Genomic DNA, 20,297 nt, shown 5'->3' with positions numbered 1-20,297 from the left:
CGTCAGCGGATCGGCTTCCCCGAGATCGCCCGGGCGATGACCAGCCGCTGGATCTCGCTGGTCCCCTCGAACACGGTGTAGATCGCGCTGTCCCGGTGCATCCGCTCCACCGGGTACTCCCGGGTGAAGCCGTTGCCGCCGAGCAGCTGCATCGCCTGGGTGGTGACGAACCTGGCCGTCTCGCCCGCGTACAGCTTGGACATCGAGCCCTCGGCGGCGGTGAACGGCTGGTTGTTGGCGGCCATCCAGGACGCCCGCCACACCAGCAGCCGGGCCGCGTCGATCCGGGTCTTCGTCGGCGAGCTGGAAGGCCACGCCCTGGTTCTCGATGATCGCCCGGCCGAACTGCTCCCGGGTGGTCGCGTAGTCCAGCGCGACCTCGTACGCGGCCCGGGCGACGCCGACCGCCTGCGCGCCGACCGCCGGGCGGGAGGCCTCGAAGGTGGCCATCGCCGCATTGCCGCGGCCGCTGCGGCGCACGCCCTCGCGGGCCCGGGCCAGCCGCTCGTCCAGCTTCTCCTTGCCGCCGAGCAGGCAGCTGCCGGGCACCCGGACGCCGTCCAGCACCACCTCGGCGGTGTGCGAGGCGCGGATGCCGTGCTTCTTGAACTTCTGGCCCTGGCTCAGCCCGGGCGTGCCCGGCGGCACCACGAAGGAGGCGTGCCCGCGCGCGCCCAGCTCCGGGTCGACGGAGGCGACCACCACGTGCACGTCGGCGATGCCGCCGTTGGTGACCCAGGTCTTGGTGCCGTTCAGCACCCACTCGTCCTTGGCCTCGTCGTACACCGCCCGGGTGCGCATCGAGGCGACGTCGGAGCCGGCGTCCGGCTCGGAGGCGCAGAAGGCGCCCAGCTTGACGTCGTCCGGCGTGCCGAACATCTGCGGGGTCCAGGTGCCGATCTGCTCGTCGGTGCCGTTGGCGAGCACCGCGACGGCGCCCAGCGTGGTGCCGACGATGGCCAGCCCGATGCCCGCGTCGCCCCAGAACAGCTCCTCCATGGCGATCGGGATGCCGACGCCGGAGGGGTCGAAGTACTGCTGGGCGTAGAACTCCAGCGAGTAGATCCCGAGTTTGGCGGCCTCCTGGATGACCGGCCAGGGGGTCTCCTCGCGCTCGTCCCACTCGGCCGCGGCCGGGCGGACGACGTCGGCGGCGAAGCCGTGCAGCCAGTCGCGTACGGCGAGCTGGTCCGCGCCCGGGTCCAGCGAGAACGTGCTGCTCATGGTGCTTGCCTCCGGGGAAGGGTACGGCCGACCAGGGTGTTACCTCCGGTAACATCGTCGGAGTCTGCTACTGATTGGTAACCGGTGTCAACGCCCAGACCACCCCCGACTCGCAGGAGAAGCGCATGTCCCGAGAGCCAAGACGCGAGCAACTGCTCAACGCCGCCGACCGGGTCATCCAGCGCGACGGGCCGGGCGCCAGCATGAACGCCATCGCCGCGGAGGCCGGCATCACCAAGCCGATCCTCTACCGGCACTTCGGTGACCGGAACGGCCTGATCCGCGCCCTCACCGAGCGCCACACCGGCGGCCTGCTGGCCGCCGTCCGCGCCGCCCTCGCCGAACCGCTGGAACGCCGCGACCGGGTCGAACACGTCCTGGACACCTACCTCGCCGGCATCGAGGCCCGCCCGCAGGTCTACCGGCTGCTCACCCACCCCGAACCCGGCGACCCCACCGGCGCGGGCAACGCGCTCGCCCCCGCGCTCAAGCAGATCGCCGAGGAGATCACCCGGGCCGTCCAGGGCCAGATCGACCTCGGCGCCGACCGCGACCTGCTCGCCGAGGCCTGGGGCCGGGGCATCACCGGCATGGTGCTGGCCGCCGGGGACTGGTGGCTGGAGAGCCGCCCCTGCTCGCGCACCCGCATGGTGCAGGCCCTGGCCGACCTGCTCTGGGGGCGCCTGGCCGCCGCCGCCGACCTGCCCACCGCCGTCCTGCCCACCATCCCCGTCGAGCCGGAGCCCGAGCCGACCGCCGACTGACCTCCCGCCAACTCCCGGTAGGCGCACGGCCCTTGTGCGGTGCCCGGCGCGGGAGGCATCATCGGGCCCCCGTCCCCCGCCGTGCGAGGTCCCCGATGCGCCTGCGCCGTACCGCCGTCGCCCTGCTGCTCGCCGTCACCGCCGCACTGACCGGCACCCCGGCCGTCGCCCACGGCGGCGCCCCCGACCGCTTCCCGACCGGAACGGCCACCGCCCCGGACGGCCGCACCGCCCTCACCGACGCCCGGGGGCGGCACCTCCGACTGCGCGGCTTCAACCTCGACAAGTACGCCGAGGCCACCGCGGCCGACCTCGCGTCCATCGCCGCGCAGGGCTTCACCCTCGTCCGGCTGCCCGTCTCCTGGACCAGGCTGGAGCCCGAACGCGGCCGCCTCGACCCCGCCGAACTGCACCGGCTGCACCAGCTCCTCGACCGGGCCGACCGCGCGGGCCTGCTCGTCCTGGTCGACCTCCACCAGGACGTCTACGGGCCGAAGTTCGGCGGCGGCACCAACGGCATCCCCACCTGGGCCACCCGCGACGACGGCCTGCCCTTCACCCCCGACCCGAACGACTGGTTCGCCGGCTACTTCCAGCCCGCCGTCCAGGCCGCCTTCCGCCACCTCTACGACGACCCCGACCTGCGCGCCTGGCAGGCCGACTTCTACACCCGGCTCGCCCGCGAACTGCGCGGCCACCGCTCACTGCTGGGCTACGACCTGTTCAACGAGCCGTTCGGCCCGGTGGACGGCGACCCGAGCGACCCGGCCGTGCTCGCCGCCGCCTCCGCCGCCCTGGAACGCGGCCGGCTCGCCGACATGTACCGCCGGCTGATCGCCGCCGTCCGCCGGGTCGACACCCGCGCCTGGCTGTTCGTCGAACCGACCGTCCTGGTCGGCCAGGGCGTGCCGACCCGGCTGCCCGGCTTCACCGACCCGCGCCCCGGCGCGCCCCGGCTCGGCTACGCCCCGCACTTCTACGACACCGCCGTGGAGAACGGCGCCGACTGGAACCCGGCGGACGGCTTCGTCGAGCGGTACGCCGCCGCGATCACCGCCTACCCGGCCGCCCACCACCTGCCGGTCCTGGTCGGCGAGTGGGGCCCGCCGGACTCCCGGACGCCCGGCAACCGGCAGCTCGTCCGCCGGCAGGTCGCCGCGATGGACGGCTTCGCCGAGGGCTGGACGATGTGGTACTGGTGCCGGGGCGACGGCGGCTACTGCGCGCTGGACCGGGCCGGGAGCCCCGCCCCCGGCGACGAACCCGCCTTCGGCCCGTACCCGGCGGCCGTCGCCGGGACGGACGTCCACGCCGCGGCCGGCACCATCGCGTGGCGCGCCGACGGCACCGGGCACGGCAGCGAACTCGTCCTGCCGGCGGCCGCGTTCCCGCACGGCGCCCGGGTCGCCGCCACCCCGGCCGACGCCCGGGTCGAGGTCGAGCAGCCCGCGGCCGGGCGGGCGGGAACGGTCCGGATCCGGCTCCCGCACGCCCGGCCGGGCACCCCGGTGGCGGTGACGCTCACCGCCGCCTAGTCGAGCCCCCGCCGGGCCAGCAGCGGCGCGGTGTCCGGCGCCCGGCCGACCACCGCGCGGAAGGACTCCAGCGGGTCCCGGCTGAACCCGCGCGCCAGCAGCTCGCGCCGGAACAGCTCGCCGCTCTCCCGCACCGGCCGCCCGTTGGTCTCGAACCACCGCACGGTGTCGGCGTCCAGCACCTCGGACCAGATGTACGCGTAGTACGCCGCGCTGTAGCCGCTGGAGAAGACGTGCTGGAAGTACGCCGTCCGGTAGCGCGGCGGGATCGCCGCCACCGCCAGCCCGGCATCGGCGAGCGCCCGCGCCTCGAACTCCTCGGCGTCCGCGACCTCCTGGCCCTGCGGCACGGTGTGCCAGGCCCAGTCCAGCAGCGTGGCCGCCAGGTACTCGACCGTCCGGAAGCCCTGCCCGAAGCCCTCCGCCGCGGCCATCCGCTCGACCAGCTCGGCCGGCAGCGGCTCCCCGGTCTCGTGGTGGCGCGCGTAGTTGGCCAGCACCTCGGGCCGGATCATCCACATCTCGTTGACCTGCGACGGGAACTCGACGAAGTCCCGGGGCACCGAGGTGCCCGCGAACAGCGGGTACTCGACGTCCGAGAACAGCCCGTGCAGCGCGTGCCCGAACTCGTGGAACAGCGTGCGCACCTCGTCCCAGGACATCAGCACCGGCTCGCCGGGCGCCGGGAGCGGGATGTTGAGGTTGTTCAGCACCACCGGCCGTCGCCCGGTCAGCCGGGACTGGGTCACCAGCGAGTCCATCCACGCCCCGCCGCGCTTGGACGCCCGGGCGTGGAAGTCGCCGATGAACAGGCCCAGCGCGGTGCCGTCCTCCTCGAACACCTCGAAGACCCGGGCGTCCGGGTGGTGCGCGGTGAGGTCCGGCCGCTCGGTGAACTCCAGGCCGTACGCGAGCTTCGCGGCGAAGAACACGCCGTCCCGCAGCACCCGCTCCAGCTCGAAGTACGGGCGCAGCACCGCCGCGTCCACCCGGTAGGAGTCCTGCCGGACCTTCTCCGAGTAGTACGCCCAGTCGTGCGCGGCGATCTCCCCGACCCCGTCCTCGGCCGCCACCCGGGCCAGCTCCTCGGCCTCCCGGCGGGCGTTGGCCACGGCCGGCTCCACCAGCCGGCGCAGCAGCCCGTCCACGGCCTCGACGGTGCCGGCCGTCTCGTCCGCCACCACGTAGGCGGCGTGGCTCGGGTGGCCCAGCAGCGCGGCCCGCTCGGCGCGCAGCGCGGCCATCCGGATCGCCAGCGGGCCGTTGGTGTCGCCGGCCCGGCCGAGCGAGGCGGCGAGCAGCCGCTCGCGCACCGACCGGTCGGTCAGCTGGGCGAGTTCGGGCTGGGTGGAGGTGTTCTTCAGGCTCAGCACGTACTTGCCGTCGTGCCCGAGCACCCGGGCGTTCTCGGCGGCGCCGGCGATCGCCCCCTCGGACAGGCCGGCCAGCTCCTCGGCGGAGTCCAGCACCAGGGCGGCGGCGCGGGTGGCGGCGTTCACGTTCTGCTGGAAGGTCGTGCCGAGCACGGCGAGTTCGGCGTTCAGCCCGCGCAGCCGGGCCTGCTCGGCCTCGCCCAGCCGGGCGCCGGAGCGGACGAAGTCGTCGTAGCGGCGCCGCAGCAGCCGCTGCGACTCCTCGTCCAGGTCGAGGCCGGCGCGGGCCTCGTACAGCGCCTCGATCCGCTCGAACAGCCGGCGGTCCAGGTGGATCGCGTCGTGGTGGGCGGCCAGCAGCGGGCTGACCTTCGCCTCCACCTCGTCCAGCAGGTCGGTGGTGTCGGAGGACGACTGGTTGTCGAACACCGCGCTCACCCGCCGCAACAACGCCCCCGAACGCTCCAGCGCCAGCAGGGTGTTGTCGAATGTCGGCACGCTCCGGGTGTCGGTGATCGCCTCGATCTCGGCCAACTGCTCGGCCATCCCGCGCTCGAAGGCGGGCAGGTAGTGCTCCTCGCGGATCTCGGCGAAGGGCGGCAGTTCGTAGACCAGGGGGCTGGGCTCGAAGAACGGGTTCTCGGTCATTTCGCCGACCATACGCGCTGTCACCCACCCTGCCCATACGCGCCGGACGCACGACGGCCCGGCGCGACGCCGCACACGCCCCGGGGCCCGCCCGGCCCGGATTGTCGTACCCACCCGCTAACGTCGACGCCGCGCAGCACCGCGCCCCCGCGCACGCAGCACACCCGACCCGCCCACCGGAGAGGAGGCGCCCGCCCGTGGCCCCCAGAACCGCCCTCGCGCCCGACCCGCACGGCCCCGGCGGCCGCCTCCAGCCGCTGGACGACGCCGGCACGCCGCTCGGCCCGCCCGAGGCCGTCCCCGACCTCGCCGCCGCCGTCGCCGCCCGGGAGGCCGCCGACCACCCGCGCTGGGTCTGGGCCGCCGCCGACAGCGGGTACGCCCCGCTGCTGCCCCGGCTGCCCGACCGGCTCGCCCGCTGCCACGACCTGCGGCTGGTCGAGCCCCTGCTGCTGGCGCACGAGGGCCGGTTCGGCGCGCCCCGCTCGCTCGGCGCCGCGTGGTCCCGGCTGCGCGGCCTGCCCGTGCCGGACGACCTGCCCGAGCCGGGCCTGGCCGACGCGGACGACGGGCAGGACACCCTGTTCGCCCCCGACCGGCTGCAACTGCCGCCCGGCGCCGACCCGCTGACGGCCGTGGTCGCCGTGCACGCCGAGCAGCAGCGCCGGATCACCGCGATCGCCGACCCGGCCGCCCGGCAGCGGTTCCGGCTGCTGGCCGCCGCCGAGTCGGCCGGCGCGCTGGTCGCCGCCGAGATCGCGCACGACGGCCTGCCCTGGCGCACCGACGTCCACGACCGGCTGCTCACCGAGCTGCTCGGCCCGCGCCCGACCGTCCCCGGCGCCCAGCCGAGGCGGCTCGCCGAGCTCGCCGTCGAGCTCCAACACGCCCTCGGTGCCAAACCGTTCAACCCCGACTCGCACACCCAGGTGCTGCGCGCCTTCGCCGAGGCCGGCATCCAGCTCTCCTCCACCCGCTCCTGGGAGCTGAAGGGCATCGACCACCCGGCCGCCGCCCTGCTGATCCGCTACAAGGAGCTCGCCCGGATCCACGTCGCGCACGGCTGGGCCTGGCAGGACGCCTGGGCCCGCGGCGGCCGCTTCCGGCCCGAGTACGTGGTCGGCGGCGTGGTCTCCGGCCGCTGGGCCAGCCGCGGCGGCGGCGCCCTGCAGATCCCGCGCATCCTGCGCCGCGCCGTCGTCGCCGACCCGGGCTGGCTGCTGGTCGTCGCCGACGCCGCCCAGCTGGAGCCGCGCGTCCTCGCCGCGCTCTCCCGGGACGCCGGCCTGGCCCGCACCGCCGCCGGCGGCGACCTGTACGAGGCGCTGGCCGCCACCGCCTTCCAGGGCGACCGCGACAAGGCCAAGCTCGGCCTGCTCGGCGCCATGTACGGGCAGACCAGCGGCGACATCGGCCCACTGCTGAACACCCTGCGCCGCCGCTACCCGGCCGCGATGGGCTACGTCGAGGCCGCCGCCCGCACCGGCGAGGACGGCGGCACGGTCGCCTCCCGGCTCGGCCGGGTCTGCCCGCCCGCCACCGCCGCCTTCCTCGACCTCACCGAGGGCGACACGGCGGGCGAGGCCGGCGGCCGCACCGCCCGCGCCCGGGGCCGCTTCACCCGCAACTACGTCATCCAGGCCAGTGCCGCCGACTGGGCGCTCGCCCTGCTCGCCGCGCTGCGCCGGCGCCTCCACGAGCTGCCCGCGGCAAGCCCGGCGGACCGCCCGCACCTGGTGTTCTTCCAGCACGACGAGGTGATGGTGCACACCCCGGCCAACCTCGCCGACGAGGTCGCCGCCGCCGTCACCGAGGCGGCCGAGGAGGCCCAGCGGCTGGTCTTCGGCGACACCCCGGTGCGCTTCCCGCTCAGCACGGCGGTGGTGGACTGCTACGCCGACGCGAAGTGACTACCCGAGCTTGCGGAACGTCCGCGCGTCCTCGGCCGCCGCGACCACCTCGGCCAGGCCCGCCCCGGTCGAGGCGGTGACGGCGGCCGCCACCGCGCCCTCCACGAACGGCGCGTCCACCAGCCGCACACCCGGCCGCGGCTCGTCCTCCAGCACCGTCACGGCGGTGAGCACCGAGCTGCCCAGGTCCGGCAGCACGACCACGCCCGCCCCGCCGTCCGCCTCCGCGATCGCGCCCGCGATCAGCTCGTAGCTGGTGCCGAGCCCGCCGTCCTCCGTCCCCGCCGCGACCGCCACCCGCACGCCGTCCGAGGCGAGTTCGCCGAGCAGCTCGCGCAGCCCGGCCGCCAGCGCGGCACTGTGCGAGACCAGGACAATCCCCACGTGTTCGCTCATGCCCGCGACCATACGGCCGAATCCGCTGCTCCGGGAGAGTGACCGGAAACCCGCGTGTCGCACCCCGTGCCCGCCACCCCCGTCTGGCGTAGCGTCGGGTCCAGCAGCCGTGAGCCGAGGGAGCGAAGCGTCGTGAAGAAGCTGATCAACACCCCGGAGAGCGTCCTGGAGGACGCGCTGGCCGGAGTGGCCGCCGCCCACCCCGAGTTGACGGTGGACATCCCCAACCGGGTGATCACCCGCGCCGCCCGCCCGGCCGGCCCCAAGGTCGCGCTGATCTCCGGCGGCGGCTCCGGCCACGAGCCGCTGCACGGCGGCTTCGTCGGCCCCGGCATGCTCGACGCCGCCTGCCCCGGCGAGGTGTTCACCTCGCCCGTCCCGGACCAGATGCTGGCCGCCGCGAAGGCCGTGGAGAACGGCGCCGGGGTCGTCTTCATCGTGAAGAACTACACCGGCGACGTGATGAACTTCGAGCTGGCCGCCGAACTCGCCGCCGAGGAGGGTCTGGAGGTCCGCACCGTCCTGGTCAACGACGACGTCGCGGTCGAGGACTCCACCTGGACGGCCGGCCGCCGCGGCACCGGCGCCACCGTCCTGGTCGAGAAGACGGCCGGCGCGCTGGCCGAGCGCGGCGCCGGCCTGGACGAGGTGGCCGCCCTGGGCGAGCGGGTCAACGCCGCCTCCCGCTCCTTCGCGATCGCCCTCACCGCGGCCACCGTCCCGGCCGCCGGCAAGCCCGGCTTCGACCTGCCCGAGGACGAGATCGAGGTCGGCGTCGGCATCCACGGCGAGCCCGGCCGCCGCCGCGAGAAGCTCCGCCCGGCCCGCGAGCTCGCGGCCGAGGTCGTCGAGACCGTCCTCGCCGACCACCACCTCACCCCGGGCGACGAGGTGCTCGCCCTGCTGAACGGCCTCGGCGCGACGCCCCTGCTGGAGCTGTACGTGGTCTACGGCGAGGTCGTCGCCCGGCTCGCCGACCGCAGCATCACCGTCGCCCGCAGCCTGGTCGGCAACTACGTCACCAGCCTCGACATGGCCGGCTTCTCCCTCACCCTCACCAAGGCCGACGCCGAACTGCTCGAACTCTGGGACGCCCCGGCCGACACCCCCGCCCTCAAGCGGGTCTGAGGAGGAACCCGATGGACTTCGACACCGAACTCGCCGACGCCTGGGTCCGCGCGATCGCCGCCGCCGTCGAGGAGGAGCGGGACCGGCTCACCGAACTCGACTCCGCGATCGGCGACGGCGACCACGGCAGCAACCTCCGGCGCGGCTTCGCCGCCGTCCTCACCGCCCTGGACGGCCTCCGGCCGGACGGCCCCGGCGCCGTCCTGACCAGGACCGGCACCACCCTCATCTCCAAGGTCGGCGGCGCCTCCGGCCCCCTCTACGGCAAGGCCTTCCGCGCCATCGGCGCCGCCCTCCCCGGACCCGCGGGACCAGCGGCCCTCGCCGACGCCCTGACCGCCGGCCTGGACGCCGTCCGCGCCCTCGGCAAGGCCGAACCCGGGGACAAGACCATCGTCGACGCCTGGACCCCGGCCGTCGCCGCCCTGCGCGACGCGGCCGCCGCCGGCGCCACCCTCCCCGAGGCCACCGCGGCTGCGGCCGACGCCGCCGACCGGGGTGCCCGCGCCACCGTCCCCCTCCAGGCCCGCAAGGGCCGCGCCTCCTACCTCGGCGAGCGCAGCATCGGCCACCAGGACCCGGGCGCCACCTCCACCGCCCTGCTCTTCCGCGCCCTCGCGGAGGTCACCGCCACCTGACCCCGGCCCCGTCAATCCGTGCGCGTGATCAACAACAGCAGCGCGTCGTCCTTCAGCGCCCCACCGGTGTGCGCCAGCAGATCCGCGTACACCCGCCCCACCGCCGCCTCCAGCTCCCCCGCCGACCGCGCCGCTCCCCGGACCAGCGGCCCGACCCGCTCGGCGAGCGGGTAGAACTCCCCGCTCCTGCGGTGCCGCGCCTCGATCACCCCGTCCGTGCAGAGCACCAGCACGTCGTCCGTGCCGAACGGCTGCCCCCAGCTGCTCGGCTCGCCCGAGGTGAGGCGGCCGAGGCCGAGCGGCACCCACGGCTCCGGCGCGTCCAGCACGTGCGCCCGCCCGTCCCCGTCGACGCGGATCGGCGGCACGTGCCCGTACTGCAGCAGTTCGATCTCCCCGGGCGCCCGGAACTCCGCGAACAGCGCGGTGGTGAACTCCCCGTCCGGCACGTGCCGTTCGACGCTGGCCTCGATCCGTGCCGCGACGCCCCGCAGCCCGGCCTCGTCGTACGCGGCCTCGCGGAACGCGCCCAGCACCACCGCGGCGGTCTGCACGGCGGCGAGCCCCTTGCCGCGGACGTCCCCGACCGCGACCCGGGTGCCGTGTGGCGTCTCCAACACGGAGTAGAGGTCGCCGCCGATCCGCGAGGCGTCCGCGGCCGACACGTACCGGACGGCGAGCCGCAGCGGCCCGACGACCGGCCCGGGCAGCCGCAGCAGCGCCCGCTGGGCGGCCTCGGCGACGGAGCTGACCGCGGCGAAGGCGGCCGCCCGCCGCATCCGGATCCTGGCGACCCAGGCCGAGAAGAGCGTGAGCACGACGTAGCTGACGATCGCACCGTAGAGGAAGCGCTCGTCGTTGATGTGGTCGACGCCGTCGTACACGCTGAGCCCGTAGACGGCGAAGATCCCGAGCGAGCAGGTGCCGAGCAGTTCCACGGGTCTGAGGGTGAGCGCGGCGATGGCCGGGACGACGGTCATCAGCGGTGCGAGGTAACGGTCCTTTCCGGTGAGGAAGTCGGCGAGTGCGACGAGCAGAACGGCGACCAGCGCCGGGGCGGCGCGCCGCCAGAACGGCACGTCCTGGAGGTCGGCGGCCAGCAGGGCGTCGTGCTGTCGGCCCGGCGGCAGCCCGGCGGCGGTGGGCGTCGAGGGAGACTGGGCGCGGCGGATCGGGAACACATATCGAACATAAGGGACGATCTCGACACTCACCCATCCGTCCCGGCCGCCCCTCCGGCTGTCTCCGACCCGCCCCACCCGCACGGAAATACCCCGTAGGGGTATGGTGTTGCCAAGGTCAGAGCCCACAGTTCACAGAGACCGCCGCTACCGCGCCCAGGAGGCCCCGTTGTCCAGCACCATCACCTACACCGTGTCCGGCATGAGCTGCGGCCACTGCGAGAAGGCGATCAGCTCCGAGATCTCCGCCCTGGACGGCGTCACCGGCGTGTCCGCCGACTCCGCCGCCGGCACCGTGACGGTCTCCTCGCTCGCCCCGCTCGCGGACGAGCAGATCGCCGCCGCGATCGACGAGGCCGGCTACGAGCTGGTCGGCCGCAGCGCCTGAGCCCTGGGGCCCGAGGTGCGGCCGGGCCCCGGGTCCGGCCGAGGGCCCGGCCGCACACCCCCAGCAAGGAGCACCTCCGCATGACCACCTCAGCCCCCGACGTCGAGGCCGGCGGCCTGGTCGAGCTGTCGATCGGCGGGATGACCTGCGCTTCCTGCGCCGCCCGGATCGAGAAGAAGCTCAACCGGATGGACGGCGTCGAGGCGACCGTCAACTTCGCCACCGAGAAGGCCCGGGTGGAGTACGGGCCCGGCGTCACGGTCGAGGACCTGATCGCCACGGTGGAGCGGACCGGCTACACCGCCGAACCCCCACCGCCCCCGGCGGCCCCCGCGGCCGCCGAGCCGACCGCCGCCCACCGCGAACCCGATCCTCTGCGGGAGCGGCTGGTGATCAGCGCCGTGCTGAGCCTCCCGGTGGTCCTGCTGTCCATGGTCCCGGCCCTGCAGTTCGACAACTGGCAGTGGCTGGCCTTCGCGCTCACCGGCCCGGTCGTGGTCCACGGCGGCCTGCCGTTCCACCGCGCCGCCTGGACCAACCTCAGGCACGGCGCCGCCACCATGGACACCCTGGTCTCGCTCGGCACCCTGGCCGCCTTCGGCTGGTCCTGCTGGGCGCTGTTCCGGGGCCACGCGGGCCGGCCGGGGATGCACCACGGCTTCTCGCTCTCGACCGGCGCCACCGACCCCTCCGGCAGCCTGTACCTGGAGACGGCCTCCGCCGTCACCGTGCTGATCCTGCTCGGCCGGTTCCTGGAGGCCCGCTCCAAACGCCGGGCCGGGGCCGCCCTGCACGCCCTGCTGGACCTCGGCGCCAAGGACGTGGCGGTGCTGCGCGGCGGCCGCGAGGTCCGCGTCCCGGTGGCCGGGCTCGCCGTGGGGATGCGCTTCGTGGTGCGGCCGGGCGAGAAGATCGCCACCGACGGCACCGTGGTCGAGGGCGGCTCCGCGATCGACGCCTCGATGCTGACCGGCGAGTCCGTCCCGGTCGAGGTCGGCGTCGGCGACGCCGTCACCGGTGCCACCGTCAACGCCGGCGGCCGCCTGGTCGTCGAAGCCACCCGGGTCGGCGCCGACACCCAGCTGGCCCGGATGGCCAAGCTCGTCGAGGACGCCCAGAACGGCAAGGCCGCCGCCCAGCGCCTGGCCGACCGGATCTCCGCCGTCTTCGTCCCGGCGGTCATCCTGATCGCGCTGGCCACCCTGGTGGTGTGGCTGCTGGCCTCCGACAGCCCCACCCAGGCGTTCACGGCCGCCGTCGCCGTGCTGATCATCGCCTGCCCGTGCGCACTCGGCCTGGCCACCCCGACCGCCCTCATGGTCGGCACCGGCCGCGGCGCCCAGCTCGGCATCCTGATCAAGGGCCCCGAGGTGCTGGAGTCCACCCGCAAGGTCGACACCGTCGTGCTGGACAAGACCGGCACCGTCACCACCGGCCGGATGACCCTGCTGGCCGTCCACACCGCCGAGGGCGTCACCGAGGCCGAGGCGCTGCGGCTGGCGGGCGCCGTGGAGCACGCCTCCGAGCACCCGATCGGTGCCGCGATCGCCGCGGCCGCCGCCCGGGCCGGCGAGCTGCCCGCCGTCGAGGGCTTCGAGGGCATCCCCGGCCGGGGCGTGCGGGGGGTCGTCGAGGGCCGCGAGGTGGTCGCCGGGCGCGAGGCCCTGCTCGCCGACCGCGCGCAGCACCTGCCGCCCGTCCTGGCCCGCGCCGCGGCGGCCGCGGCGGCGGCCGGGCGGACGGCGGTCGCGGTCGGCTGGGACGGCGAGGCCCGGGCCGTCCTGGAGGTCGCCGACGCGGTCAGGCCGACCAGCGCCGAGGCGATCGCCGAGCTGCGCGCGCTGGGCCTCACCCCGGTGCTGCTGACCGGCGACCACCGGGCGGTGGCCGAGGCGGTGGCCGCCGAGGTGGGCATCGAACCGCAGCACGTCATCGCCGAGGTGCTGCCCGAGGACAAGGTGGCGACGGTCGAGCGGCTGCAGGCCGAGGGCAAGGTCGTCGCGATGGTCGGCGACGGCGTCAACGACGCGGCCGCGCTCGCCCGGGCCGACCTGGGCCTGGCCATGGGCACCGGCACCGACGCCGCCATCGAGGCCGGCGACCTCACCCTGGTCCGCGGCGACCTGCGCGCGGCCGCGGACGCCATCCGGCTCTCCCGCCGCACCCTGGGCACCATCAGGGGCAACCTGTGCTGGGCCTTCGGCTACAACGTGGCGGCGATCCCGCTGGCGGCGGCCGGACTGCTCAACCCGATGATCGCGGGGGCCGCGATGGCCTTCTCCTCGGTCTTCGTTCTCACCAACAGCCTGCGGCTGCGCCGCTTCCGGCCGTCCTGAACACGCGCGCGGGGCCCCGGACCGGTCGACCGGTCCGGGGCCCCGCCGCAGGCCCGCAGCACGCGCCTCAACGCCCCAGCAGCTCGCCGCCGTTGCAGTGCAGGATCTCGCCGGTGATGAACCCGGCCTCGGGCGAGGCGAGGAAATGCACGGCCGCCGCGACCTCCCCGGTCTCGCCGATCCGGCCGAGCAGCGTGCGCGCCGCGCGGCGGGCCACCTCGGCGTCGTCCAGCCGGGGCCCGAAGAACTCGGTGCCGCTGACCGTCCCCGGCGCGACGATGTTGGCGGTGATGCCCGAGGTGCCCAACTGGGCGGCCAGGAAGTGGTTCCAGGCGTGCAGCGAGGCCTTCGCGGCGCCGTAGGAGCCGGCCCCGCGCAGTGCGGCGATGGAGCTGATGGTGACGACCCGGCCGGAGCCCACGGTGAGCCGGTCGCGGATCGACTCGGTGAGCAGCACCACGGTCAGCACGTTGCGCTCGAAGTCGCCGCGCCAGCGGGCGAGCAGGGCGTGCGGCCCGCCGCCGATGACGGTCTCCCGGCTGCCGGCGTTGTTCACCAGCACGTCGATCCGCTCGGGCAGTTCGCGCAGCGCGTGCTCGACGGCGTCCGGGTCGGCGAGGTCGCAGACCAGTGGGGTGACGCCCGGCCCGAGGTCGACCGCGGCCTTCTCCAGGACCGCCCGCCGGCGGCCCACGATCACGACCCGTTCGCCGGCCTCGGCGAACCGTCGCGCGACTTCGTACCCGATTCCCGTACCACCGCCGGTGACGACGACGTTCCTGGCCATCTGCGCACTCCCTCCCCAGTTCCGCCGTCGCGCTACGAGGGTGCGCGACGGTCCGTACCGGAATGCCACGATTCCTATCACGCTCGGTTGCCGTGACTGCGGGGAGGGTGACGTCGGGCGCGAGAGAAGGTGTGGTATGGGCCCGGTACGACGCGCACACGGAGCGTGGCGAGAGGCAGCTCACACCCCCCGGGCGTAACTTCTCGCACCCTGATACGTCTTAGGTTGGTAGTGCGGCAGTTTTCCGGCGGGCCGGGACGACGAACGGCAACGCGTCCCGATCGGTTCCACCGGCTGCCGACGACGGGGCTCCGGCGGGCCCCGGGACGGTCGTCGTTCTCGACGGCCTTCGCGCACGACACCGGGTTGCCGGCGGGCCGGGGACGCTTTGAGCGGCCGTCCCCGGCTGCGGTCGGCCCCGGAGTCGTGCGCCGTTCGGTTCCGTTCCCGCGCGGGCCTTCGGGCCCGTCTCGCGTGGGAACGCACAGGGGCCCGGCCGCGCGTTCTGCGGCCGGGCCCCTGCGGTTGTCAGGTCAGCGCTGGTCGAGCGCGACGTAGTCGCGGATCGCGACGCCGGTGTAGATCTGGCGCGGGCGGCCGATCCGGCTGGTCGGGTCGTTGATCATCTCGTGCCAGTGGGCGATCCAGCCCGGCAGCCGGCCGAGGGCGAACAGCACGGTGAACATGCTGGTCGGGAAGCCCATGGCGCGGTAGATCAGGCCGGTGTAGAAGTCCACGTTCGGGTACAGCTTGCGCGAGACGAAGAAGTCGTCCTTGAGGGCGTGCTCCTCCAGCTTGAGCGCGATCTCCAGCAGCTCGTCGTTCTTGCCGAGCTGGCCGAGGACCTCGTGCGCGAGCTCCTTGACCTGCGCGGCGCGCGGGTCGAAGGCCTTGTAGACGCGGTGGCCGAAGCCCATCAGCTTGACGCCGGACTCCTTGTTCTTCACCTTCGTGATGAACGCGTCGACGTCGCCACCGTCGTTCTTGATGCTCTCCAGCATCTCCAGCACGGCCTGGTTGGCGCCGCCGTGCAGCGGGCCCCACAGCGCCGAGATGCCGGCCGAGATGGAGGCGAACAGGTTGGCGTGGCTGGAGCCGACCAGGCGCACCGTGGAGGTCGAGCAGTTCTGCTCGTGGTCCGCGTGCAGGATGAGCAGCTTGTCCAGCGCGTTGACGATGACCGGGTTGAGCTCGTAGTCCTCGGCGGGGACGGCGAAGGTCATCCGCAGGAGGTTCTCGACGTAGCTCAGGTCGTTGCGCGGGTAGACGAAGGGCTGGCCCATCGCCTTCTTGTACGCGTACGCGGCGATCGTCGGCAGCTTGGCGAGCAGGCGGACGGTCGACAGGTGGCGCTGGTCCGCGTCGAACGGGTTGTGGCTCTCGGGGTAGAACGTGGAGAGCGCGCCGACCACCGAGGACAGCATGGCCATCGGGTGGGCGTCCCGCGGGAAGCCCTGGAAGAAGCGCTTGACGTCCTCGTGCAGCAGGGTGTGCTGGGTGATCTCGCGGTTGAACTGCGCCAGCTGGTCCGCGTTGGGCAGCTCGCCGTTGATCAGGAGGTACGCGGTCTCGATGAAGCCGCCCTGCGAGGCGAGCTGCTCGATCGGGTAGCCGCGGTACCGCAGGATGCCGTTGTCGCCGTCCACGAAGGTGATCGCGGACTTGTAGGCGGCGGTGTTGCCGAAGCCGTTGTCCAGGGTGACCAGGCCGGTCTGCGGGAGCAGCTTCGAGATGTCGAAGCCGGCGTTGCCCGCAGTGCTCTCGACGACGGGGTACTCGTACTCGCCGTCCTGGTACCGCAGTACTACCGAGTTGTCGCTCACGTCTTCCTCACCGACGAAATGAATCCTCTTCCAAGGTGCCCTGACTGTCTCCACCATCCCCCATCCGGAGGACAGTCGCGCACCCGGGGTGGCCCGACAGGGCCCGCCCCTACAAAACCTGCTGCACTTGCCGGTACGAACCGGACAAGATCGGCACCCACCCTAGGCTCTGCCGTAAATCTCTTCACGTCAAGAGAACATTAGAGGCAACGATCCGGTTGGATAATCATCCAGTCGCCAGCCTATGATCGAGGGCCGCGTGCCGCCGACCGGCACTGACGGCCCGCACGGCCTGCGCGATCGCCTTCCGTGACCCGACCAGCACCACGAGTTTCCTGGCCCTGGTCACGGCGGTGTAGAGCAGATTTCGCTGGAGCATCGTCCAAGCGGACATCGTGACCGGAATCACCACGACCGGGTACTCACTGCCCTGCGAGCGGTGGATGGTCACCGCGTACGCGTGGGCCAGCTCGTCCAACTCGTCGAAGTCGTACCCCACCTCCTCGTCCTCGTCGGTCAGCACCGTCAGGCGCTGGTCGTCCGCGCTGAGGGCGGTCACCACCCCCACTGTGCCGTTGAAGACGCCGTTGCGCCCCTTGTCGTAGTTGTTGCGGACCTGCGTGACCTTGTCCCCCACCCTGAACGTACGGCCGCCGAAGCGGCGTTCGGCCAGCCCCTCCCGGGCCGGCGTCACCGCCGCCTGCAACAGCGTGTTCAGGTTCCCCGCCCCGGCCGGCCCCCGGTGCATCGGCGCCAGCACCTGCACGTCCCGGCGCGGGTCGAAGCCGAACTTCTGCGGGATCCGGCGCGCCACGACGTCCACCGTCAGCCCGGCCGCCCGCTCGGCGTCGTCCTCCGCGAACAGGAAGAAGTCCGCCAGACCGTCCGTCAGCGGCGGCTTCCCCTCGTTGATCCGGTGCGCGTTCGTCACCACCCCGGACTGCTGGGCCTGCCGGAAGATCCGGGTCAGCCGCACCGAGGGGATCGGCCCGCCCTCGGCCAGCAGGTCCCGCAGCACCTCGCCGGCCCCCACCGAGGGCAACTGGTCCACGTCCCCCACGAACAGCAGGTGGGCGCCCGGCGGCACCGCCTTGACCAGCTTGTTCGCCAGGATCAGGTCCAGCATCGAGGCTTCGTCCACCACCACCAGGTCGGCGTCCAGCGGCCGGTCCCGGTCGTACGCGGCGTCCCCGCCCGGCTTCAGCTCCAGCAGCCGGTGCACCGTCGAGGCCTCCGCCCCGGTCAGCTCCGCCAGCCGCTTCGCCGCCCGCCCGGTCGGCGCCGCCAGCACCACCTTCGCCCTCTTCGCCAGCGCCAGCGTCACGATCGACTTCACCGTGAACGACTTCCCGCAGCCCGGACCACCGGTCAGCACCGCGACCTTCTCGGTCAACGCCAGCCGCACCGACTGCTCCTGCTCCGGCGCCAGTTCGGCCCCGGTCCGCTTCGCCAGCCACTCCAGCGCCACCGGCCAGTCCACGTTCCCGAACCACGGCATCCGGTCGACGTCCGAACGCAGCAGCCGCAGCAGCTGGTTGGCCAACGAGATCTCCGCCCGGTGGAACGGCACCAGGTAGACCGCCGTGATCGGCTCACCGCCCTCCCCCGGCACCGACTCGCGCACCACGCCCTCCGCCGCGACCAGTTCGGCCAGGCAGTCGATCACCAGCCCGACATCCACCTGCAGCAGCTTCACGCCGTCCGCGATCAGCCGCTCCTCCGGCAGGTAGCAGTGCCCCTGGTCGCTGCTCTGCGACAGCGCGTACTGCAGCCCGGCCTTCACCCGCTCCGGGCTGTCGTGCGGGATCCCCACCGCCTGCGCGATCCGGTCCGCCGTCAGGAAGCCGATGCCCCACACGTCCGAGGCCAGCTTGTACGGCTCGTTCCGCACCACCCCGATCGAGGCGTCGCCGTACTGCTTGTAGATCCGCACGGCCAGCGAGGTCGACACCCCGACCCCCTGCAGGAAGACCATCACCTCCTTGATGGCCTTCTGCTCCTCCCAGGCCGCCGCGATCTTCTTGGTGCGCTTCGGCCCCAGGCCCGGCACCTCGATCAGCCGGCCCGGCTCGTTCTCGATCACCTCCAGGGTGTCCACCCCGAACCGCTCCACGATCCGCTCGGCGAACCGCGGCCCGATCCCCTTGATCAGCCCCGAGCCCAGGTACCGCTGGATGCCCTGCACGGTGGCGGGCAGCACCGTCGTGTAGTTCTCCACCGTGAACTGCCGCCCGTACTGCGGGTGCGAGCCCCACCGCCCGTGCAGCCGCAGCGACTCCCCGACCTGCGCCCCCAGCAGCGCCCCCACCACCGTCAACAGGTCGTTCCCGCCCCGGCCGGTGTCCACCCGGGCCACCGTGTAGCCGGTCTCCTCGTTGGCGTACGTGATCCGCTCCAGCACGCCCTCGACCTGCGCGAGCTGGAGCGGAGCCTGCTGCCCCGACTGCGCCTGCCTGCTCACCGGAGCCCCCTTCGACCGGTACGGGTGGACCTATCCGGTACGCACCGTACCGCCCCGCACCGACAAGGCCCGGACGGCCGCCGAAGGCCGACGCGGACCGCCCGCGCCCGCCGCCCGGTCCGTCGTGCGGCGCCCCCACCGGGGTGCCACGCTGGAAGGAGAGCCGGGGGGTCGACGACCGTGCCCGTCGCGGGCCCGTCCGAGGGAGCAGCCCCGCCATGCTCACCACCGCGTACCGCCCCGGCACCCCCGTCTGGCTCGACCTGAGCAGCCCCGACACCCGGGCCTCCGCCGCCTTCTACACCGCCCTGTTCGGCTGGGCCTTCGACTCGGCCGGCCCCGAGGCCGGCGGCTACGGCTTCTTCAAGCTCGCCGGCCGGACGGTCGCCGCCCTCGGCCCGCTCCCCGAGGAGGGCACCCTGCCGGGCTGGACGGTGTACTTCGCCACCGTCGACGCCGACCGCACCACCGAACTCGTCGAACAGGCCGGCGGGCGCGTCCGGTTCGCCCCCTTCGACGTCTTCACCGCGGGCCGGATGGCCGGCTTCACCGACCCCACCGGCGCCGACTTCGCCGTCTGGCAGCCGCACGACACCCACGGCCTGGACGTCGTCACCGAACCGGGCAGCCTCTGCTGGACGGAGTGCCACAGCACCGACGCCGAACGCGCCAAGTCCTTCTACCGAACGGTCTTCGGCTGGCAGGAGCAGGACGTCCCGATCGGCGAGGCGCTCCTCTACACCGTCCTCACCCCGGCCGGCGGCGGCACCGACGACGCGCACGGCGGCCTCGTGCAGCTCGACCCCCGGCACACCGCGCGCGGCACCTCCTCGCACTGGCTGCCCTACTTCGAGGTCCCCGACGCCGACGCGGCCCTCGCCACCGGCGAGAAGCTCGGCGCCACCGTCCGCCTCCCCGCCACCGACGTCCACGGCGTCGGCCGGCTCGGCCGGCTCCTCGACCGGCACGGCGCGCCCTTCGCCGTCATCACCACTGCCGCGCCCGGAGGATGACGGGCCGTTGGTCCCCGAGGAAGGGCTGGAAGGCCCCCTGGACGGGCCACGGCAGAGGGCTAGACTCCCGATGCCATGAGCGACCTTACGATCCGCCAGGCCACCGTGGACGACCTGCCCGCCCTCGTGGCCATGCTCGCCGACGACCCCCTGGGCGCCACCCGCGAGACCCCCGACGACCCCGCCCCCTACCGGGCCGCCTTCGCCCGCATCGACGCCGACCCGAACCAGCACCTGGTCGTCGCCGAACGCGCCGGCCGCGTCATCGGCACCCTGCAGCTCACCCTGATCCCGGGCCTCTCCCGCAAGGGCGCCAGCCGCACGCTCATCGAAGCCGTCCGGATCCACGCCGACGAACGCGGCACCGGCCTCGGCAGCGAACTGCTCCAGTGGGCCGTCTGCTGCTCCCGCAACCTCGGCGCCGCGATCGTCCAGCTCACCTCCGACGTCACCCGCACCGACGCGCACCGCTTCTACGAGCGGCTGGGCTTCGAACCGTCGCACGTCGGCTTCAAGCTCATGCTCTGACGGCCGTGCGCCGGTACGCGCGGGTGCCGGCGTCCGCCCGCCGGAAACGCGAAAAACCCCCATCCGGATTCCGGATGGGGGTTTCTCTGAAGAATTGTTCGGCGGCGTCCTACTCTCCCACAGGGTCCCCCCTGCAGTACCATCGGCGCTGTGAGGCTTAGCTT

General features: G+C 73.9%; 15 protein-coding genes, 1 rRNA gene and 1 pseudogene. 9 read left to right on the top strand and 8 right to left on the bottom strand.

Annotated features, from left to right (window positions below):
• Window positions 1–2: 2 nt before the first annotated feature.
• A pseudogene (locus tag ACPC54_RS31595) lies at window positions 3–1,224 on the bottom strand (acyl-CoA dehydrogenase family protein).
• 125 nt (window positions 1,225–1,349) lie between these two features.
• Between ACPC54_RS31595 and ACPC54_RS31590 the strand changes: the two are divergent.
• Window positions 1,350–1,988 (top strand): TetR/AcrR family transcriptional regulator, encoded by a 639-nt coding sequence (locus tag ACPC54_RS31590; RefSeq protein ID WP_498969741.1) that lies wholly within the window; start codon window positions 1,350–1,352, stop codon window positions 1,986–1,988.
• A gap of 95 nt (window positions 1,989–2,083) precedes the next feature.
• Window positions 2,084–3,523 (top strand): cellulase family glycosylhydrolase, encoded by a 1,440-nt coding sequence (locus ACPC54_RS31585; RefSeq protein ID WP_498969739.1) that lies wholly within the window; start codon window positions 2,084–2,086, stop codon window positions 3,521–3,523.
• Here the strand turns inward: ACPC54_RS31585 and ACPC54_RS31580 are convergent.
• Entirely contained in the window at window positions 3,520–5,544 is a 2,025-nt protein-coding gene (locus ACPC54_RS31580; protein WP_498969737.1) for a M3 family metallopeptidase, read from the bottom strand. The two genes, ACPC54_RS31585 and ACPC54_RS31580, sit on opposite strands and share 4 nt — an antisense overlap.
• A 197-nt stretch (window positions 5,545–5,741) precedes the next feature.
• Here ACPC54_RS31580 and ACPC54_RS31575 point away from each other — a divergent pair, with 197 nt between their 5' ends.
• Window positions 5,742–7,454, top strand: a complete 1,713-nt coding sequence (locus ACPC54_RS31575; RefSeq protein ID WP_498969735.1) for a bifunctional 3'-5' exonuclease/DNA polymerase — start codon at window positions 5,742–5,744, stop codon at window positions 7,452–7,454.
• On the opposite strand, the gene dhaM is transcribed toward ACPC54_RS31575, so the two are convergent.
• Window positions 7,455–7,850: a dihydroxyacetone kinase phosphoryl donor subunit DhaM gene (gene dhaM, locus ACPC54_RS31570; RefSeq protein WP_498969734.1), complete on the bottom strand. Its 396-nt coding sequence runs from the start codon at window positions 7,848–7,850 to the stop codon at window positions 7,455–7,457.
• A gap of 132 nt (window positions 7,851–7,982) precedes the next feature.
• Between dhaM and dhaK the strand changes: the two genes are divergently transcribed.
• Both dhaK and dhaL read left to right on the top strand, forming a co-directional pair.
• Window positions 7,983–8,978 (top strand): dihydroxyacetone kinase subunit DhaK, encoded by a 996-nt coding sequence (gene dhaK / locus ACPC54_RS31565; RefSeq protein WP_498969732.1) that lies wholly within the window; start codon window positions 7,983–7,985, stop codon window positions 8,976–8,978.
• Between the two features lie 11 nt (window positions 8,979–8,989).
• Window positions 8,990–9,616 carry a dihydroxyacetone kinase subunit DhaL gene (gene dhaL / locus ACPC54_RS31560; RefSeq protein WP_498969730.1) on the top strand — a complete coding sequence of 209 codons (627 nt, stop codon included), beginning with the start codon at window positions 8,990–8,992 and terminating at the stop codon, window positions 9,614–9,616.
• Window positions 9,617–9,627: 11 nt separating this feature from the next.
• Here the strand turns inward: dhaL and ACPC54_RS31555 are convergent, their stop codons facing one another.
• The gene (locus tag ACPC54_RS31555) at window positions 9,628–10,830 is read right to left on the bottom strand and encodes a PP2C family protein-serine/threonine phosphatase (RefSeq protein WP_498969728.1); all 1,203 of its coding nucleotides are present in this window, start codon (window positions 10,828–10,830) and stop codon (window positions 9,628–9,630) included.
• Window positions 10,831–10,900: 70 nt separating this feature from the next.
• Here ACPC54_RS31555 and ACPC54_RS31550 point away from each other — a divergent pair, with 70 nt between their 5' ends.
• Window positions 10,901–11,185, top strand: a complete 285-nt coding sequence (locus ACPC54_RS31550) for a heavy-metal-associated domain-containing protein (RefSeq protein ID WP_498969726.1) — start codon at window positions 10,901–10,903, stop codon at window positions 11,183–11,185.
• An 80-nt stretch (window positions 11,186–11,265) separates the two neighbouring features.
• Window positions 11,266–13,521, top strand: a complete 2,256-nt coding sequence (locus tag ACPC54_RS31545; protein WP_498969724.1) for a heavy metal translocating P-type ATPase — start codon at window positions 11,266–11,268, stop codon at window positions 13,519–13,521.
• A gap of 67 nt (window positions 13,522–13,588) precedes the next feature.
• Here the strand turns inward: ACPC54_RS31545 and ACPC54_RS31540 are convergent, their stop codons facing one another.
• The 3 genes from ACPC54_RS31540 to recD2 form a co-directional block, all read right to left on the bottom strand.
• The gene (locus ACPC54_RS31540) at window positions 13,589–14,308 is read right to left on the bottom strand and encodes an SDR family NAD(P)-dependent oxidoreductase (protein ID WP_498969722.1); all 720 of its coding nucleotides are present in this window, start codon (window positions 14,306–14,308) and stop codon (window positions 13,589–13,591) included.
• A gap of 533 nt (window positions 14,309–14,841) precedes the next feature.
• Window positions 14,842–16,131, bottom strand: coding sequence for a citrate synthase (locus ACPC54_RS31535; protein WP_498969720.1), 1,290 nt, complete (start codon window positions 16,129–16,131; stop codon window positions 14,842–14,844).
• 226 nt (window positions 16,132–16,357) lie between these two features.
• Window positions 16,358–18,592: an SF1B family DNA helicase RecD2 gene (gene recD2, locus ACPC54_RS31530; protein WP_498969719.1), complete on the bottom strand. Its 2,235-nt coding sequence runs from the start codon at window positions 18,590–18,592 to the stop codon at window positions 16,358–16,360.
• A gap of 218 nt (window positions 18,593–18,810) precedes the next feature.
• Between recD2 and ACPC54_RS31525 the strand changes: the two genes are divergently transcribed.
• Window positions 18,811–19,605, top strand: coding sequence for a VOC family protein (locus ACPC54_RS31525; protein ID WP_498969717.1), 795 nt, complete (start codon window positions 18,811–18,813; stop codon window positions 19,603–19,605).
• Window positions 19,606–19,680: 75 nt separating this feature from the next.
• A complete protein-coding gene (locus ACPC54_RS31520; protein ID WP_498969715.1) occupies window positions 19,681–20,133 on the top strand; it encodes a GNAT family N-acetyltransferase in 453 nt (150 codons plus the stop codon).
• 96 nt (window positions 20,134–20,229) lie between these two features.
• Here the strand turns inward: ACPC54_RS31520 and rrf are convergent.
• Window positions 20,230–20,297 (bottom strand): 5S ribosomal RNA (gene rrf, locus ACPC54_RS31515); the annotation flags it as partial.

This window comes from Kitasatospora sp. NPDC094028 (genome assembly GCF_049543595.1).
GTDB lineage: Bacteria > Actinomycetota > Actinomycetes > Streptomycetales > Streptomycetaceae > Kitasatospora.
This window is presented reverse-complemented; position numbering and strand designations above follow the sequence as displayed.